Source organism: Micromonospora sp. NPDC093277, from assembly GCF_044765245.1.
GTDB lineage: Bacteria > Actinomycetota > Actinomycetes > Mycobacteriales > Micromonosporaceae > Micromonospora.
The window spans coordinates 262991-280582 of the sequence record NZ_JBIWJO010000005.1 but is presented as its reverse complement, the minus strand read 5'-3'; the positions used below and the strand labels follow the sequence as shown (position 1 = coordinate 280582).

At 71.7% G+C, this 17592-nt stretch carries 16 protein-coding genes; 10 read left to right on the top strand and 6 right to left on the bottom strand.

Annotated elements, in window-relative coordinates:
* The first annotated feature begins 31 nt into the window (after nucleotides 1-31).
* Entirely contained in the window at nucleotides 32-913 is an 882-nt protein-coding gene (locus ACIRG9_RS13730; protein ID WP_402854724.1) for an SDR family NAD(P)-dependent oxidoreductase, read from the top strand.
* Between the two features lie 6 nt (nucleotides 914-919).
* On the opposite strand, the gene ACIRG9_RS13725 is transcribed toward ACIRG9_RS13730, so the two are convergent.
* The 3 genes from ACIRG9_RS13725 to ACIRG9_RS13715 are packed head-to-tail and all read right to left on the bottom strand — an operon-like array spanning nucleotide 920 to nucleotide 2759.
* Nucleotides 920-1255 (bottom strand): DUF742 domain-containing protein, encoded by a 336-nt coding sequence (locus tag ACIRG9_RS13725; RefSeq protein ID WP_402854722.1) that lies wholly within the window; start codon nucleotides 1253-1255, stop codon nucleotides 920-922.
* Nucleotides 1256-1263: 8 nt separating this feature from the next.
* Entirely contained in the window at nucleotides 1264-1737 is a 474-nt protein-coding gene (locus tag ACIRG9_RS13720; RefSeq protein ID WP_402854720.1) for a roadblock/LC7 domain-containing protein, read from the bottom strand.
* On the bottom strand, nucleotides 1737-2759 hold the full coding sequence (locus tag ACIRG9_RS13715) for an ATP-binding protein (protein ID WP_402854718.1): 1023 nt from the start codon (nucleotides 2757-2759) through the stop codon (nucleotides 1737-1739). The genes ACIRG9_RS13720 and ACIRG9_RS13715 overlap by 1 nt, the downstream gene beginning before the upstream one ends.
* Before the next feature lie 461 nt (nucleotides 2760-3220).
* Between ACIRG9_RS13715 and ACIRG9_RS13710 the strand changes: the two genes are divergently transcribed.
* From ACIRG9_RS13710 to ACIRG9_RS13695, 4 genes are all read left to right on the top strand, one after another.
* Nucleotides 3221-3847 carry an SGNH/GDSL hydrolase family protein gene (locus tag ACIRG9_RS13710; RefSeq protein ID WP_402854716.1) on the top strand — a complete coding sequence of 209 codons (627 nt, stop codon included), beginning with the start codon at nucleotides 3221-3223 and terminating at the stop codon, nucleotides 3845-3847.
* Between the two features lie 71 nt (nucleotides 3848-3918).
* On the top strand, nucleotides 3919-4500 hold the full coding sequence (locus tag ACIRG9_RS13705) for a GNAT family N-acetyltransferase (protein ID WP_402854714.1): 582 nt from the start codon (nucleotides 3919-3921) through the stop codon (nucleotides 4498-4500).
* A gap of 58 nt (nucleotides 4501-4558) precedes the next feature.
* Entirely contained in the window at nucleotides 4559-5179 is a 621-nt protein-coding gene (locus ACIRG9_RS13700; RefSeq protein WP_402854712.1) for an L-threonylcarbamoyladenylate synthase, read from the top strand.
* Nucleotides 5180-5258: 79 nt separating this feature from the next.
* Nucleotides 5259-6833, top strand: coding sequence for a Na+/H+ antiporter (locus tag ACIRG9_RS13695; RefSeq protein WP_402854710.1), 1575 nt, complete (start codon nucleotides 5259-5261; stop codon nucleotides 6831-6833).
* 67 nt (nucleotides 6834-6900) lie between these two features.
* Here the strand turns inward: ACIRG9_RS13695 and ACIRG9_RS13690 are convergent, their stop codons facing one another.
* Entirely contained in the window at nucleotides 6901-7551 is a 651-nt protein-coding gene (locus ACIRG9_RS13690; protein ID WP_402854707.1) for a hypothetical protein, read from the bottom strand.
* A gap of 379 nt (nucleotides 7552-7930) precedes the next feature.
* Between ACIRG9_RS13690 and ACIRG9_RS13685 the strand changes: the two genes are divergently transcribed.
* The 3 genes from ACIRG9_RS13685 to ACIRG9_RS13675 are packed head-to-tail and all read left to right on the top strand — an operon-like array spanning nucleotide 7931 to nucleotide 10331.
* Nucleotides 7931-9259: a nicotinate phosphoribosyltransferase gene (locus ACIRG9_RS13685; RefSeq protein ID WP_402854704.1), complete on the top strand. Its 1329-nt coding sequence runs from the start codon at nucleotides 7931-7933 to the stop codon at nucleotides 9257-9259.
* A 30-nt stretch (nucleotides 9260-9289) separates the two neighbouring features.
* A complete protein-coding gene (locus tag ACIRG9_RS13680; RefSeq protein ID WP_402854702.1) occupies nucleotides 9290-9772 on the top strand; it encodes an SRPBCC family protein in 483 nt (160 codons plus the stop codon).
* Complete coding sequence (locus tag ACIRG9_RS13675; protein WP_402854700.1) at nucleotides 9762-10331, top strand: TetR/AcrR family transcriptional regulator; 570 nt, start codon at nucleotides 9762-9764, stop codon at nucleotides 10329-10331. Before ACIRG9_RS13680 ends, ACIRG9_RS13675 begins: the two co-directional genes overlap by 11 nt.
* On the opposite strand, the gene ACIRG9_RS13670 is transcribed toward ACIRG9_RS13675, so the two are convergent.
* Complete coding sequence (locus tag ACIRG9_RS13670; RefSeq protein ID WP_402854699.1) at nucleotides 10303-10983, bottom strand: spermidine synthase; 681 nt, start codon at nucleotides 10981-10983, stop codon at nucleotides 10303-10305. The two genes, ACIRG9_RS13675 and ACIRG9_RS13670, sit on opposite strands and share 29 nt — an antisense overlap.
* 111 nt (nucleotides 10984-11094) lie before the next feature.
* Here ACIRG9_RS13670 and ACIRG9_RS13665 point away from each other — a divergent pair, with 111 nt between their 5' ends.
* On the top strand, nucleotides 11095-13572 hold the full coding sequence (locus ACIRG9_RS13665) for a glycoside hydrolase family 65 protein (protein WP_402854697.1): 2478 nt from the start codon (nucleotides 11095-11097) through the stop codon (nucleotides 13570-13572).
* A 51-nt stretch (nucleotides 13573-13623) separates the two neighbouring features.
* Here the strand turns inward: ACIRG9_RS13665 and ACIRG9_RS13660 are convergent, their stop codons facing one another.
* Nucleotides 13624-14367, bottom strand: a complete 744-nt coding sequence (locus ACIRG9_RS13660) for an N-acetyltransferase (protein ID WP_402854695.1) — start codon at nucleotides 14365-14367, stop codon at nucleotides 13624-13626.
* A 136-nt stretch (nucleotides 14368-14503) separates the two neighbouring features.
* On the opposite strand from ACIRG9_RS13660, the gene ACIRG9_RS13655 reads away from it, so the two are divergent.
* Nucleotides 14504-17551: a glycoside hydrolase family 9 protein gene (locus tag ACIRG9_RS13655; RefSeq protein WP_402854693.1), complete on the top strand. Its 3048-nt coding sequence runs from the start codon at nucleotides 14504-14506 to the stop codon at nucleotides 17549-17551.
* The last annotated feature ends 41 nt before the right edge of the window (nucleotides 17552-17592 follow it).

The window sequence follows — 17592 nt, the reverse complement described above, 5'->3', positions numbered from 1 at the left end:
GTGCCGGGCATGGAGCGGAGGTGTGGCAGCGATGCCGTCAGCAGCGCCACCGGCGCGGCCGTTGACCGGACGGGTCGCCGTCGTCACGGGTGCCGCGCGCGGCATCGGCCGGGCGGCGGCCGTGGCGCTGGCCGAGGCCGGCGCGGACGTGGCCGGCCTGGACGTCGCCGGACCGGTCAGCCCGATTCTCGACTTTTCGCCGGCCACCCCCGAGGACCTGGCCGAGACCGGCCGGCTGGTCACCGCGGCCGGCGGACGCTGGTCCGGGCACGTCGCCGATCAGCGGAACATCGGTGCCGTCCGGGCCGTGGCCGAGGCGGTCGAGCGGGACCGGGGCGGTGTCGACGTGGTGTTCGCCAACGCCGGGATCCAGGCGTTCAAGCCGCTGCTGGAGATGGCCGACGCGGACTGGCACGACCAGGTCGACGTCAACCTGACCGGCACCGCGAACGTGCTGCGGGTCTTCGCCCCGCTGCTGGTACGCCGCGGCGGCGGGCGGATCATCGTCACCTCCTCCAGCCAGGGGCAGCACGGCACCCGGAACGGGTCGGCCTACTCCGCGTCGAAGTGGGGGCTGCTCGGGCTGGTCAAGTCGGCGGCTCTGGAGTTGGGCGGATACGGGATCACCGTGAACGCGGTGATCCCCGGGCTGGTGGACACCGCCCTGACCCGCCACCAGGACCGGTACGCGCAGGCGATCGTCGAGGGTGGGCGGACGCCGTCCGGTGAGCCCGGCACCGACGAGCGCACCGCGGTGGAGATGCTGCGGGCGAAGACTCCCCTGGGGGTGCCCTGGGTGCAGCCGGCCGACGTGGCCCCGCTGGTGGTGTTCCTCGCCTCCGACCAGGCCCGGATGGTCAGCGGCACCTCGTTCGCCGCGACCGCCGGGGACAGCGCCCACGTCACCGCCTGACCGCGGTCAGGCAAGCTCGCGGAGGCCGTCGCGCAGTCGCTGCAGCAGACGGAAGTCGACGTTGTGCTGGTCGGTGTGGATCAGCAGTCGGTCGATGGCGGCGAGGTCGTCGACGACCACCCGGGTCACCCCGAGGGACATCCCGCAGACCGCGGCGAGTTCGGCCACCGAGCGCGCCGCCCGGCGGGCGTGCTCGTACAGCGTCCTGGCCTCGGGGAGCAGACCCGAGGCGAAGACGGAGTCGTAGTACGGCACCGAGACCAGGGTGTGTACCAGCAGCGGCGCCCGGGTACGGGTCCGGCCGGTCGTCAGCACGTACGGCCGTACCTTCCAGTACGTCATCGGGACGGTCAGCTTCCTTCGTCCGGGCGGTGGGGCTGGCCGACAGTCAACCGATGCAGGTCGTGGCGTACCTGTGGGGTGAGGATGTGCCACACGGCGCTGACGAACTGGGTCATCCGGTACGACACGACCCGCAGATCGCAGCCGGGGGCGGCGGCCACCGCCAGGCCGGCCGACTCGCCGACCCGCATGAACAGCATGTGCCCGCGGGGCAGCCGGACGGTCAGGTACTCGGAGGCGCCGAGGTCCAGCAGGGCGCCGCCACGGTCGGCCATACTCAACATGCCCGCGGCCAGCGCGGAGAGCTGGTCGCCGACGTCCCGGCCGACGCCGCGGGACGCGGCGAGTTGCAGACCGTCCAGCGACACCAGTACCGCGTGGGTGACCCCGGGCACGTCCTCGGCGAACTGGTCGATCAGCCAGGCGCAGTCGGGAAGCCCCTGGCCGTTGCCGTTGCCGTTGACCGAGTATCCGTGGGTCATCATCTTTGTCCTTCGTCGGTGGTGGTCCGGGCGTCGCTGACACCAGCGGCGAACGCGGCCGTCTCGTCCGGCCATGCCTCGGGCGGGGATCCGGCACCGGCGTCGGCCGGCGGGCGTGGCATCGCGGCGGCCCGGTCGCGGCTGCTGCGCCGTAGGCGGGTGGGCAGGCCGCTGACCGACTGCTGCTGCTCCGTAGTCGGCTGCTGCGCGGTGGCCGTCTGCTGCTCGGTGGGCCGGGCGCCGAGCGCGGCCAGGCGTACGGTCGGTGAGTGGGTGCTGCCCCGGGGCGCGGCCATCGGCGTACTCCCTCGGTTGGTTGCGGTGCCGACGGGCCGGGCTGGCCAGGCCGCCGACGGTGTCGCGGGTTCGGGGTCCGGCGTGGCCGGGACCTCGCAGAGCAGCGCGCCGGGGACCAGCACGGTTGCCGTGGTGCCGCCGGAGGGGCGGTTGGTGAGGGTGACCCGCAGTTGATGGGCGACGGCCAGGTGCGCCACGACGGCGAGCCCGAGGTGGGCGGTCGGATCGACGGCCACCGGGCCGGCCGGCTGGCCGTCGAGCAGCGCGTTGAGCTGGGTGAGCTGGTCGGGACGCAGGCCCACTCCGGCGTCCTCGATCCGTAGCAGGACGCCGCCGTCCTCGGTGACGAACGCGGAGACGATCACCGGCGAGGCGGGCGGGGAGAACCGGCTGGCGTTGTCCAGCAGTTCGGTGAGCACCCGGATCACGTCGTCGGCGGCGAACTCGACCACCGCCAGCTCCACCACGTGTCCCACCCGGACACGGGAGTAGTGCTCGACGGCCGAGGTGGCCGCCCGGACCACATCGAAAAGGGTGACGATCTGCGGGTCGGCGTCCTCGACCCGGCGGCCCAGCAGGACCTGAAGGTTCTCCGCGTGCCGCCGGATCCGGGTGTTCGCGTGGTCGATACGGTAGAGCCGCTCCAGCCGGTCCGGGTCCTGCTCGTCGGCCTCGACCGCCTCCAGGTGGGAGCCCATCTGGTACGCCGCCGCGAGGATCCGCACCGCGAACTGCTCGCAGATCGCCGGCCAAGGGCCGGGCGAGGTCTCCCCGGAGGGCGGAGGCGGAGGTTCGGATGCCTCCGAAGGTGCTATCGACCACTGGGCGATCGTCGGGTCCAGCCAGCGCGCCGTCCGTTGCCGCCAGTTGGCTCGGCGTCGATCCTCCGACGGGGCCGGGGTGATGTCAGTGCTCTTCACGAAATTACCGGCCTGTCCGCGATCATCGCCTCTGGCATGGCTCAGCAGTCAACCACCCTTTGTGTGCCGATTGCAACGTACGGGGTCGACTTAGGAGGATTATTCGGGTCTCCCTTGCCGCACGTTCACGATGGCTTGATCGGGCTCGGTGGGCGAGACGCAACAGCCGTACGCCAGATTTTTGTCGTGTTCCGGCCGGGGCCCGGCCGCCGGCCGCCCGGACCGGTACGGCATGATCTTGACGTCGAGCGGGAGGGGGACGACGGATGACGGTCCAGGTGCCGCACGGCGGCCGCGTGCTCTTCATCGGCGACAGCATCACCGACTCCGGACGGGACCGGTCCGTCGGCGACGACCTCGGCACCGGGTACGCCATGATGGCCGGCGCGTGGTTCACCGCCCGCCACCCCGCCCACCGGGCCAGCTTCGTCAACCGCGGCGTCAGCGGTGACCGGGTACGTGACCTGCGCGCCCGCTGGGAGGCCGACTGCCTGGCCCTCGCCCCGCAGGTGGTGTCGGTGCTGATCGGCATCAACGACACCTGGCGACGCTACAGCGAGGACGACCCGACCAGCGCCGCCGACTTCGCCCGCGACTACCGGCACATCCTGGAGGCGACCCGGCGGCTGGGCGCGCGGATCGTCCTGATCGAACCCTTCGTGATCCCGCTCGACGATGCCAAACGCGCCTGGCGGGACGACCTCGGCCCGAAGGTCGACGTGGTCCGCAAGCTCGCCGCCGAGTACGATGCGACGCTGGTCGCGGTGGACGACCTGTTCCAGGCCGCCGACGTCGACGACCGGGTGTGGACCAACGACGGGGTGCACCTCACGCCGTTCGGCCACGCGCTGCTCGCCCAGCAGTGGCTGCGGGCGGTCGCCCCGACCGCCTGAGGGCCGGGCTGCGGTGGATTCGGTCCGTCTCGCGGCCGATGATTCTTGGTGACCGGCGCCAGTAGGGTGGCGTGACGGGCGCCGAGGAGCAGCGCCCTGGTTCAGCCGGCGAACGGGGCGACGAGGTGAGCGAACACTCGATCCGGCTCCGGCCGGTCGTCGAGGAGGACCTGGCGATGTTCCGTCGATTCGCGACGGAGCCGGGCCTCATCGGTCTGGACTGGACCGGATTCAAGGACCCGCAGGCGCCCGCGCGGCGCTACGCCACCGACAGCTATCTCGGGGCCGAGAGTGGCCGGCTGATGGTCGAGGTGGAGGAGAAACAGGCCGCCGCCGGGTTCGTGAGCTGGACGCTGCGGGACTTCGGCGGCCCCACGAAACACTGGGAGATCGGGATCGCGCTGCTGCCCGAGTGGCGCGGGCACGGCATCGGTTGGCGGGCACAGGCGATGCTGTGCGACTACCTGTTCACGCACACGCCGTTGCAGCGCGTCCAGGCGGGCACCCACCCGGAGAACATCGCCGAACAGCGGTCCCTGGTGAAGGCCGGATTCCAGCTGGAGGGCGTAATACGCGCCTGCGAGTTCCGGGACGGCCGGTGGTGCGACGGTTACCTGTACAGCCGGCTGCGGAACGGCCCGCCGCCCCTCTGACGTTGCGCTGCCGCCCTGGGGTGGCTGGGCCCGCGCGGTGGGGGCATAGGGTGGGGGCGTGGCAAGGTACTACGACCTGCATCCGGACAACCCCCAACCGCGCACCCTGCGGCAGGTGGTCGACCTGATCCGGGACGACGGGCTGGTCGCCTACCCGACGGACTCCTGCTACGCCTTCGGCTGCCGGATCGGCAACCGGGAGGGCGTGGACCGGATTCGGGAGATCCGCCGGCTCGACGACCGGCACCACTTCACCCTGGTCTGCCGGGACTTCGCCCAGCTCGGCCAGTTCGTCAAGGTCAGCAACTCGATCTTCCGCCTGGTGAAGGCCGCCATCCCGGGCAGTTACACCTTTATCCTGCCGGCCACCCACGAGGTGCCACGCCGGCTCCAGGAGCCCCGCAAGCGAACGGTCGGGGTGCGCGTGCCCAGGCACACGGTCACCCAGGCGCTGCTCGCCGAGCTGGGGGAGCCGCTGCTCTCCAGCACCCTGCTGCTGCCCGGCGACGAAGAGCCGATGACCCAGGGCTGGGAGATCAAGGAACGGCTCGACCACCTCGTCGACGCCGTGATCGACGCCGGCGAGTGCGGCCTGGAACCCACCACCGTGGTCGACCTGTCCGGCCCGGAACCGGAGATCCTGCGGCACGGCGCCGGCGACCCAGCCCGCTTCGAGTAGCGATTTACCCTGTTCCACCCCGTCGGCTCCGCCCGCCGTACCACCATGTTGGGGCGGCGAGCGGGTGACGGGGGGCGACGTGAGCGGGCTCGTACTGATCGCGGTGCTGGGCGCCACCGTGCTCGTCGGCACCACCATTGGCGGCCGCTACAGCGTCGCGCCGCCCGTGCTGCTCATCACCATGGGGGCGGGACTCGGGCTGCTGCCACCGTTCTCCCAGGTGACGCTCGAACCGGACGTCGTGCTGCTGCTCTTCCTGCCCGCGATCCTCTACCGGGAGAGCCTCGTCATCAGCCTCCGCGAGATCCGGGCCAACCTGCTCGTCATCACGCTGCTCGCGGTCGGGCTGGTGATCATCACGGCGGTCGCCGTCGCGTACGGCGCGCAGGCGCTCGGGGTCTCGCCGGCGGCGGCCTGGGTGCTCGGCGCGGTCCTCGCACCCACCGACGCCGCCGCCGTCGCCGGCCTGGCCAAGCGGATGCCACGCGGCATCCTCACCACCCTGCGCGCGGAGAGCCTGATCAACGACGGTACGGCGCTGGTGCTCTTCGCCGTCACCGTCGGGGTGATCGCCGGCGGGGCGGTGCCCGGCCCGCTCGGCCTGACCGGCCGCTTCTTCGGCTCGGCCGCCGTCGGGGTCGCCGCCGGCCTGCTCGTCGGCGGTGCGGTCATCCTGATCCGCAAACACGTCGACGACCCGATGCGCGAGGGCGGGCTGAGCATCCTCACCCCGTTCGTCGCGTTCCTGCTGGCCGAAGCGGTGCACGCCAGCGGCGTCCTCGCCGTCGTGGTCGCCGGCCTGCTGCTCTCGTACGCCGGGCCCCGGGTGATCCGGGCTCGCTCCAGGCTGACCGCGTTCGCGTTCTGGGACCTCGCCACCTTCATGGTCAACGGCAGTCTCTTCGTGCTGCTCGGCATGCAGGTCCCGCGCGCGCTGCGCGGCATCACCAGCCACACACCGGCCCAGTCGCTGGGCATCGCGGTGCTGGTCACGCTGATCGTGGTGGTCACCCGGATGGTCTGGCTCCAACTCGTCCTGCCCGCCCTGCAGGCCATCGACCGGCGTGAGTCCCAGCGGTCCCGTCGCTTCGACTTCCGGGTCCGCACCGCCGCCGGCTGGGCGGGCTTCCGAGGCGCTGTCTCGCTCGCCGCCGCGCTCGCCGTCCCGGTCAGCACCCACTCCGGCGCCCCCGTGCACGACCGTGACCTGATCATCTTCGTCACCGTCACGGTCATCGTGCTGACCATGCTCGGGCAGGGCACCACCCTGCCCGCCGTGGTCGGCTGGGCCCGCCTGGTCGGCGACCAGGAGCGGGAGGACGAGGTTCGCAGGGCACGGATCCAGGCCACCGAGGCCGGGCTGGCCGCCCTGCCGCAGGTCGCGGTCGACGTCGGCGCGTCGCCGGACATGGTCGAACGGCTGCGCGCCGACTACCAGGAGCACCTGGAGGACGCCCGCACGCCGGGCAACGAGGAGAACGCGCAGGAGCGCGAGACCGCCCGGCGGTTCCGCCTCGAACTGCTCGACCGCAAACGGCGGGAGATCACCCGGCTGCGAAACACCAACCAGATCGACGACGCCGTACTGCGGCAGCTGCAGGCCACCCTCGACATCGAGGAGATCCGGCTGCTGGGCCCGGACAGTGAGGACTGAGCGGCGTGCCACTCCGCTGCGCCTCGCGGACGAGGTGCGCAGCGCCGGTGGGTGCCGGCGCCAAAGGTTACTCCTGCCCGGAGGGCGGTTCGTGGCGTCGTCGCCGACGGGCCAGCAGCAGCCCGACCACCGCGGCCACGCCGGCCACCAGCACCGCCACGACCGCCGGCGTCCGCGTCGAGCCTGCCGCCGGCCCGACCCCGGTCGCGGCGGCCGGCGACTCCAGCGGCGGGTCGGTGGGTGGGTGCGTCGGCCCGGGGAACTGGTATGCATTGCTGGCGACCTGAGCGCCGGTCGTGGCGGACTCCACCGATGTGACGGTCACCCGGTTGCGGACCACCGCGCCCGGCGGCGCACCCGGGCGCACCAGGCCACTGATCGTGATCCTCGGCGCCCCCGGGGTGGCGCCCAGGGTCAGGTCACCGAGGTCGCAGACGACGGTACGCGGGGACGTGGTGCAGCCACCCGGCTCGGCCCGGGCGGTGACATCGTCGAGATCGGCCGTGGTGGTGAAGGTGACCCGGACGGCCGTGAGATCGCCGGTGCCGGCGATGGTGACGGTGTGCGTCACCCGCTGCCCGGGCAGTGCCCCGAACGGCGCCGACGTGAGCACCGGCGCGAAGGTGACCGGGGGTGACGGTGACACGGTCGGCGTCGGGGCGGCCGGACCGATGGCGGCCATCAGGCCCACCAGCGGCGCGGCAACCGACTCCCACATTCCCGCACTGTAGGCCGGCCGTGGGCCGGGCATCGGGCGTTTTCCTTGTCGTACCTCCGGTGGTGGCTGTGCCGGTTGCCCCCGGGGCCTGCTCGCCCCGGACCGTGTGATCGACACGGGTTGCGGCAAGGTGTGGTCAAAACTGACGACGAGACCACACTTTGCCGCAACCGGAGTTGATCAGCGGCGGGGGAGGATGCTCGTCGGAGTTGACGGTGGAAGCTGGAGGCCGGTCGCGTCCGCGGCCGACTGCGGGGAGGTGGAACGGGTCGTCGGCCGGTAGCCGCCAAGCTTGAGCTGCCCGCGTTCCGATTACCCGTTTCCCGCCACGCGTCGCCGCGGTGTCGACCACAGTGGGGGACGTGGCCGAGGAGGTGGCGTGACTGGACTGCGCACGGACCTGTACGAGCTGCGGATGGCGGCCAGCTACCTACGCCGCGGCATGAACGAACCGGCCACCTTCAGCCTCTTCGTCCGCCGCCTGCCGCACGGGCGCGGGTTCCTGGTCGCGGCCGGTCTGGCCGAGGCGCTGGCCTTCCTGGAGACCTTCGCCTTCGACGACGACGAGCTGGGCTACCTGCGCGACGTCGTCGGGTTCGACGAGTCGACCCTGGCGGCGTTCGCCGGGCTGCGGTTCACCGGCGACGTATGGGCGGTGCCGGAGGGGCGGGCGGTGTTCGCCGACGAGCCGTTGCTGGAGGTGACCGCGCCGATCGCGGAGGCGCAACTGGTGGAGACCGGGGTGTTGAACCTGCTGACCTTCCACACCACGGTAGCGACCAAGGCTGCCCGCTGCCGGATCGCCGCCGGTGACGCGCAGCTGATCGACTTCGCGTTCCGGCGCACCCATGGCTTCGAGGCCGGGGCGGGTGTGGCGCGGGCATCGGCCGTGGCCGGTTTCGCCGCGACCAGCGATGTGGAGGCCGCCCGGCGTTACGGGCTCACCCCCTCCGGGACGATGGCCCACTCGTACGTCGAGGCGTTCCCCGACGAGCGGGCCGCGTTCCGGGCCTTCGCCGTCGATTTTCCGGTGAACCCGATCTTTCTGGTCGACACCTACGACACGCCGGAGGGGGTGCGGGCCGCGGTCGACGTGGTCGCCGAGTTGGGGTTGACCGGGCCGGTGGCGGTCCGGCTCGACTCCGGTGATCTGGCCCCGCTGGCCCGCGAGGCCCGCGCGATCCTGGACGGCGCCGGCTTGACCAGGGCGAAGATCGTGGCCAGTGGCAGTCTCGACGAGGACGTGATCGCCGGTCTCGTCGCCCAGGGCGCACCGATCGACGGGTACGGCGTCGGCACCCGGATGGGGGTCTCCTACGACGCCCCGTCGCTGGACAGCGCGTACAAACTCGTCGCGGTCGGCGATCGGCCGGTGCTGAAGCTGTCGCCGGGCAAGGCCACCCTGCCGGGCCGGAAGCAGGTGTTCCGGGATCCCGCCGGGGCCAGTGGGGACGTGATCGGGCTGCGTGACGAACGGCTCCCGGCCGGCCGGGAGCCGTTGCTCGTGTCGGTGATGCGTGGTGGGCGCCGGCTTGCGGCGGCCGATCCGGCCGGTGAGGTGCGCGCGGCGCGCGACCGGTTCCACGCCGATCTCGCCTGGCTGCCCGACGCGGCGCGTCGCCTGACCGACCCCGGCCCGCTTGTCGCGACGGTGAGCCCGGCCCTGACCGCGCTCCATGACCGGGTGCGGGCGCAGCTGGGGTACTGAACCCGACGGCGGGTCTGTACCATCTGGTACATGGATTGCCAGGAGACGATATCCACCACCGCCAGCATCGAGCACAGCTGGGCGGCGCTGGAAGACGTGACAAGCTATCCGCGGTGGACGGCGTCGATGTCGGTGGTCGAACCGCTCGACGGCCCGGCGCTGCGGATGGGCAACCGCTTCCGCATCCGGCAGCCCGGGCTGCCGGCGACGGTGTGGCGGGTCTGCGAGCTGAACGCCGGCAGTTCGTTCGTCTGGGATGCCCACGCGCTCGGGGTGCACACGGTCGCCCACCACCGGGTGGACCGCCAGCCGGATGGGACGACCCGCATCCGGATCGGCATCCGACAGACCGGTGTCCTCGCCGGGCTGGTCGCGCTGCTGATCCGGGCCAGGACCCGACGATATCTGCGGATGGAGGCGGCCGGCCTCAAGGCGGCTGCCGAAGCCGTCGCCCGCGCGGCGGACGGGAGCCCGGCGCCCGGCGACGGTACGGCGTCCACCGGTGGCCGGTGAGGCCCGCGAGGCGCTGCTCGACCGGTGCGTCAGTTTCCTGAAGGAGGGCGGGTTCAGCCAGCTCAGCCTCCGCGAGATCGCCGCTGGTACGGGCACCAGCCACCGCATGCTCATCTACCACTTCGGCAGTCGGGAAGGCCTGCTCGCGGAGGTGGTCCGGTGGATCGAGGCCGAGCAGCGGGCCGTGCTCGCCGCGCTCGCCACCGAGACCGATGACCCGGTCGAGGTGAGTCGGCGGTTCTGGCGACGCCTGGCCGACCCGGAGTTGGCCCCGGCGGAGCGGCTGTTCTTCGAGATCTACGCGCAGGCGCTGTTCGGCCGGTCCTGGACCGAGCCGTTCCGCGCCTCGGTCATCGCTGCCTGGGCGGGCCCGGTCGAGGAGCTGTTCGTGCGACTCGGGTTCGACCGCGCGGACGCCCGGCAGCGGGCCCGGCTGGGCCTCGCCGCGACCCGTGGTCTGCTGCTGGACCTGCTGATCACCGGGGACCGGGACGTGCTGGACGCCGCCGCCGACCTGTTCGCCCACCTCGTCACGGCGCCGGGCACGCCGCCGGGGTGAGAGGCCGGCGAGCCAGGTAGACGACGTCCGGTTCGCCGCGCGGCACGTCGACGAGGTGAGTGGTGACCGAACCGATCATCGCCTCCAGGCGGGCGGCGTACCCGGGCGCGGCCGAGGCGCTCCAGACGGCCAGTACGCCGCCGCCAGCCAGTCGATCGCGCAGCAACCCGGTACCGGCCTCGTCGTAGAGCGTGGCATTGCCTGGGAAGACGGTCCAGTCGGGGCCGTTGTCGACGTCGAGGCAGATGGCGTCGAAGACGTCGTCGGTGCGCCGAAGCCAGTCCAGGAGATCCTCGTTCACCACCCGCACCCGGGGGTCGTGGAGAGCGCTTCCGCTGAAGGGGGCCAGGCGACGGCGATGCCACTCGACGAGCGTCTCCTCGATCTCCAGCACGACGATCTCTCCCGGCGTCGGGGACGCCGCCGCCTCGGCCAGCGAGAAGCCCACGCCCAGCCCGCCGATCAGCATCCGCGCGCCCGGCCGGACGAGGTGGAGGGCCTCCCGGACGAGCAGCCGTTCCGAGGCTCCGGCCCGGGTGTCCATCAGAAAGACCCCGTTGCTGATGATCTCGAAGTGCCCGCCGCACTGCCGGAGCACCAGCTCGCCCCGGTCGGTCACCACCCGGTCGACCACCGTACCCGTCTGGTTCATTCGACCAATGTAGGGCGAAAGATCAGGTTCGGCGCTCGATTTCGGTTTCGGTCGGGGTTTGCCGGGCCGGAAACCGGGAAACGGCACCGCGCCGTGGATGAGGAGTACGGGGTGCCGGCGGACGTGGACCCGGGGTGTGAGCTGTGCAGCAGGCCTCCGCCGCCCGGTTGGACGTTGGCGTACCGCGACGGTGAGGTGCCCGACGAGGAAGGCACCCGGGAGACGATCCTGACCCTGGGCAACGGATACCTGGCCACCCGCGGGGCGGCGCCGGAGGCGTCGGCCGACGGCGTCCACTATCCCGGCACCTACCTCGCCGGCTTCCACAACCGGCTCTCCGGCACGTCAGGCGACGAGAGCATCGTCAACCTGCCGAACTGGCTGCCGTTCACGTTCCGTCCCGCCGGCGGCGACTGGTTCGCGTCCGGGCAGGGGCGGCGGGTGCACGAGCACCGGATGCTGGATCTGCGGCACGGGGTGTATCTACGGGAGTTGGTCGTGGTCGACCGGGCTCGGCGACGTACCCGGGTTCGGCAGCGCCGGCTGGTGTCGATGGCGAACCCCCATCAGGCGGCTTTGGAGACGAGCGTCATCGCCGAGAACTGGTCGGGCCGGCTGGAGATCAGCTCGGGCATCGACGGTGGGGTGGTCAACGTGAACGCGCCGGCGGAAGCCGGAAGCTGCGGGCGGCACCTCACCGATGTGGCGACCGGCGGCGACGACGCGGAGATCGTCTGGCTGACGGCGGTGACGACGAACTCCCGGCACCAGGTGGCCGTGGCGGCCCGCACCAGGATCTGCGACGGCGTCGCCCACAGCAGGCAGCCGATCCACGGGCCGGACCAGGTGAGCCAGCTGATCGGGATCGACGTGACGCCCGGGGAACGTGTGGTGGTGGAGAAGACCGTCGCGGTCTTCTCCAACCGGGACCGGGTGGTGTCAGTGCCGTTGTCCGCCGCTCTCGAGGAGCTGCGCCAGGCGCGGGGATTCGCCCTGGCGCTGGCCGAACATGCCGCCGCGTGGTCCCGGCTGTGGGCACGGTTCCGGCTCGATGTCGGCGAGAAGCACGCCTGGCAGCTGCCGATCCGGGTGCACACGTTCCATCTGCTGCAGACCCTGTCGCCGCACGTCATCGGCCTGGACGCCGGTGTGCCCGCCCGGGGGCTGCACGGCGAGGGCTACCACGGGCACATCTTCTGGGACGAGCTGTTCGTCTATCCGTACCTGGATCTGCGGATGCCGGAGCTGACCCGGGCCCTGCTGGAGTACCGGCACCGGCGGCTGACCGCGGCGCGGAGGCAGGCCGCCGCGGCGGGAATGCCGGGCGCCCTGTTTCCCTGGCAGAGCGGCGACAGCGGCCGCGACGAGAGCCCGTCCCGTTCACCGTCGCCGGTGACGGGGGAGTGGACGGACGACTACACCGGCCGCCAGCAGCACGTCAACCTGGCGGTGGCCTACTGCGTGTGGCGGTACTGGGAGACCACCGGCGACCTGTCGTTCCTCGCCGCGTGCGGGCTGGAGCTGCTGGTCGAGACGGCGCGGTTCTGGGCCGGCCTGGCCACCTACGACCCGGCCGACGACCGGTACGACATCCGTGGGGTGATGGGGCCGGACGAGTTCCACGACGGGTACCCGGGTCGGCCCGGTCAGGGGCTGGACAACTGCGCGTACCTCAACGTGATGGTCGCCTGGGTGCTCGGCCGTGCCGTCGAGGCCTGCGCGGTCGTCGGCCGGCATCCGGGGGCCAGGCCGTGGCGTGAGGTCGCCCCGACCGACGACGAGCGGCGCCGGTGGGCACACATCGGGCAGCGGCTGCGGCTGGCCTTCCTCGACGACGGGATTCTCGCCCAGTTCGAAGGGTACGGCGATCTGGCGGAGCTGGACTGGGACCGCTACCGGCAGCGGTACGGCGACCTGCGGCAGCTGGGACCGCTGCTGCAGGCCGAGGGAGACCACCCGAACCGTTACCGGATCTCCAAACAGGCCGACGTGCTGATGCTGCTGTACCTGTTCAGCGCCGAGGAACTCACCGCCCTGGTGCGGGGCCTGGGGTACGAGTTCGACCCCGCCCGCATCCCCGCCACCGTCGACTACTACCTGTCCCGTACCAGCCACGGCTCCACCCTGAGCCGCGTCGCGCACGCGTGGGTGCTGGCACGGACGGACCGCCGTCGCTCCTTCGAGATGCTGGTGACCGCGCTCGGCACCGACCTCTCGGATTCGCAGCGCACCTCGACGCGCAACGGCATCCACCTCGGCGCCAGCGCCGGAGCGCTGGACATCCTGCAACGGTGCTACACCGGCCTGGAGATCCGTGACGACCTGCTCCGGCTCGACCCGCTGCTGCCGGAGGGGCTCGACCGCCTCGACTTCGTCATCCGGTACCGCAACCAGTTGATCTCCCTGCACGTCGACCACGAACGGTTGCGGATCTCCGCCACCCCCGGGGCCGACCAACCCGTCCCGGTGGCCGTCCGGGACCAGACCTTCCAACTCGCCGCCGGTTCGACCGTGACCGTCGAGCTGCGGTCTCCACCCCCGCCGGATCACCACGCCGCCCCGCCGATCTCCGCCGCGGGCAACGGCTGAGTGGAGCGCGGGCGGCCCGAGCCCGGCGGGACCATCCGGCACCCGGTGGGCCTACAGCCGGTGGCGGACCCAGACGTTGGGCTCGACGTAGACGGCGTGGTCGTGGGTCACGTCGCAGTGCACCGGCACCAGGGCGCCCGGCACCCGCACCGGGCCGTCGGTGTCGAACGGCAGACCCGTCCAGGAGCGCCAGTCGGCGAGCGTCCCGCTGATCGTCATGGAACGGGCGGCGACCCGCTCGATGCGCCCGCCGGCGCGTACGTGCACCCGCAGCCACGGGTCGACCGGCAGGCCGTCGTCGCGGACCTGCGCCGCGTACTCGGTCATCGGCAGGTCGGGCCGGGTGTGCTTGCCGCTCGGGCGGACCGGGGCGACGAGGGTGTCGTAACCGAGCTTCGCGACGGCCGTACGCATGGCGGCGAGCATCAGCGCGGACAGCCCGCTGCCGCGCCGGTCCGGGCGGATGCAGATCTCGATGGCCGAGACGATGTTCGGGCTGCCCCCGCTGAGCCGGTTGATGGCGGCCCGCTGGATCACCCGGTCCCAGCCGCCGTCGGGAAGCATCGCCTCCGTCCAACGCAACGGCACGGCGTACGCCCGCGCGACGGCGCGTCCCGGTTCGGCGGAGTCGACGGCGGCGAAGACGAACTCGGGGAAGAGGTCGTGCGCGACGCCGTAGTACACGGAAGCCATCGGGTCCCAGAGCATGAACTCCGGCCACGCCCCGTCGAAGTCGGCGTCGAGCAGGGGGGCGAGGTCGGGACGGTCCGCCAGGCTCGCGATGTCGATGGCCATGGCGGCACGGTAGAGCGCCGGACGGTGGGAGAGCATCTCAATTAGGAGGTTTGACATCGCCAGGCCGTCCTGACACCATCCGGCTGGGAGCGCTTCCAACCATACCCTTCTATGCTATTGGAAGGACCCGTCCCACGTGAAACCAGGCACCCTGAAGCGGGCCGGCGCGATCCTGGCCGCGACGCTGCTCACCAGCCTCATCTCCGCCACCGCGCCGGCACACGCGGCGCCCGTAGAGCACATCACCAACGGCACCTTCGACAGCGGCACCGCCCCGTGGTGGTCGACCGACAACACCTCGTTGGCCGTCAACGCCGGTCGGGCGTGCGCCAACGTCCCCGCCGGAAGCGAAAACCCCTGGGATGTCTCCATCGGCCACAACGACATCCCGCTGGTCGACGGCGCCACGTACACGCTGACTTTCACCGCCTCGGCCAGCACCGCCACCACGGTACGGGCCAACGTACAGCTCAACGAGCCGCCGTACACCGCACCGCTGTCACGTGAGGTCGCCCTGACGCCCACGGCGCAGACCTTCACCTACACCTTCACCTCCGGGCTCGACTCGACCAACGGCAGTCTCACCTTCCAGATCGGCGCCCCCGTCGCCTTCGCCTTCTGCCTCGACGACGTGTCGCTGTCCAGCGAGTACAACGGCCCACCCGCCGGCGGGCCGGAGCAGGTGAAGAACGGCCACTTCGACCAGGGCACCGCCGGGTGGTTCGCGTACGGCACCACCTCGTCGAGCATCCGCGACGGCGAATACTGTGCCGCCGTACCAGGCGGGCTGGCCAACCCGTGGGACGCGGGCATCGGCCAGAACGACATCACGCTGCTGGCCGGGCGCGACTACGCCTTCTCCTTCGACGCCTCGGCCGACCCAAGCGCCACCGTCCGGGTGACGGTGCAGCTCGGCTCGGAACCGTTCACGTCGTACCTTGCCCGTGACATCCCGATGACCGCCGCGGGCGCCCACTTCGAGTACAGCTTCACCGCGACCGAGGACACCCACACGGCCCAGGTCGTGTTCCAGGTCGGCGGGAACGCCGCGGCATACACCATGTGCATCGACAACGTGTCGCTGCGCGGCGGCGAGGAAGAACCGCCGTACGTGCCCGACACCGGCCCACGGGTGCGGGTCAACCAGACCGGGTACCTGCCCAGCGGCCCGAAGCACGCCACGCTCGTCACCGAGAGCACGACCGCGATGCCCTGGCAGCTGCACAACGCCGCCGGCACCGTGGTGGCCTCGGGGCAGACCACGCCACGCGGCGTCGACCAGGCGTCCGGCCAGAACGTGCACACCATCGACTTCTCCGGGTACGAGACGGCCACCACCGGATACACGCTGGTGGCCGACGGCGAAACCAGCTACCCGTTCGACATCTCCGGCTCGATCTACCACCAGCTCAGGTCGGACACGCTGCAGTTCTTCTACATCCAGCGCAGCGGCATCGCCATCGACGGCGCCCTGGTCGGCGAGCAGTACGCCCGCCCGGCGGGCCACCTCGGGGTGGCACCCAACCAGGGCGACACCGACGTGCCCTGTCAGGCCGGCGTCTGCGACTACCGGCTCGACGTGCGTGGCGGCTGGTACGACGCCGGCGACCACGGCAAGTACGTGGTCAACGGCGGCATGGCCACCGCCCAGCTGCTGAGCGCCTTCGAACGCACCAAGAACGCGGCGACCGGAGGCTCCGGCGCGGCGCTCGGCGACTCGACCCTGCGGGTGCCCGAGCGCGGCAACGGCGTACCCGACGTCCTCGACGAGGCGCGCTGGGAGCTGGAGTTCATGCTGCGCATGCAGGTGCCCGACGGCAAGCCGAAGGCGGGCATGGTGCACCACAAGATCCACGACCGGGTCTGGACCGGCCTGCCGCTCGCGCCGCAGGACGACCCCCAGCCGCGCGAGCTGCACCCGCCGACCACGTCGGCGACCCTGAACCTGGCCGCTGCCGCCGCCCAGGGCGCGCGGCTCTTCGCTCCGTACGACAAGGCTTTCGCCGACCGGGCCCTGGCGGCGGCGAAGAAGGCCTACGCGGACGCCAAGACGAACCCGGCCATCTACGCCGACCCCAACGACGGCAACGGCGGCGGGGCCTACAACGACAACGACGTCACCGACGAGTTCTACTGGGCGGCAGTGGAGCTCTACCTCACCACCGGCGGGGCCTCCTACCTCGCCGACCTGACCGCCTCGCCCCACCACACCGGAAACGTGTTCACCCCCACCGGTTACCACTCGGCCGCGATGGCGCCGATGGCCCGCCTGGAGCTGGCCACCGTGCCCAGCGGACTGCCCGCCGCTGAACGGACCCGCATCCGCCAGTCGGTGCTGGCCGCGGCCGACTCCTACCTGGCCACGGCCGCCACCCAGGCCTACGGACTGCCGATGCCGGGCCACGCGGGCGCCTACTTCTGGGGTGCCAACGGCAATCTCGTCAACAACATCGTCGTGCTGGCCACCGCCTTCGATATCTCCGGGCAGCCCCGCTACCGGGACGGAGCGGTGGAGGCGATCGACTACCTCCTGGGCCGCAACGCGCTCAACCAGTCCTACGTGAGCGGATGGGGCGAGAAGGCAGCGAAGAACCAGCACAGCCGCATCTACGGCAACCAGCTCGACCCGGCCCTGCCGAACCCGCCCGCGGGGTCGCTCGCCGGCGGCGCCAACTCCTTCCTCGACGATCCCTTCGCCCAGCAGCTGCTCGCCGGCTGCAAGCCGATGTTCTGCTACGTCGACGACATCAACTCGTACTCCACCAACGAGGTCGCGATCAACTGGAACTCGGCCCTGGCCTGGATGGCGTCGTTCCTGGACGACCAGGGCGCCGACCAGCCCGTCGCGGCACCGACGTGCAGCGCCCGCTACATCAACTACGGCACCTGGCAGGAGGGGGGCGGCTTCACCGCCCAGGTGGAGGTGACCAACACCGGCACCACCACCGTCAACGGCTGGACGATGCGCTTCGCCTTCACCGGTGACCAGAAGGTCCGCGAGTCCTGGTCGGGCCGCTCCAGCCAGTCCGGGGCGACGGTGACCGTGCTCAACGAGTCCGCGAACTCACGCATCCAGCCGGGAGCCACCGTCTACGTCGGTTTCAACGCCACCACGAGTGGTCTCTACGCCAACCCGGACCCACGATTGATCACCATCAACGGCACCGCCTGCAGCTTGCCGTGACCGCGCAGCTGCCCCGCCGGCCGACCGCGCCGGCGGGGCAG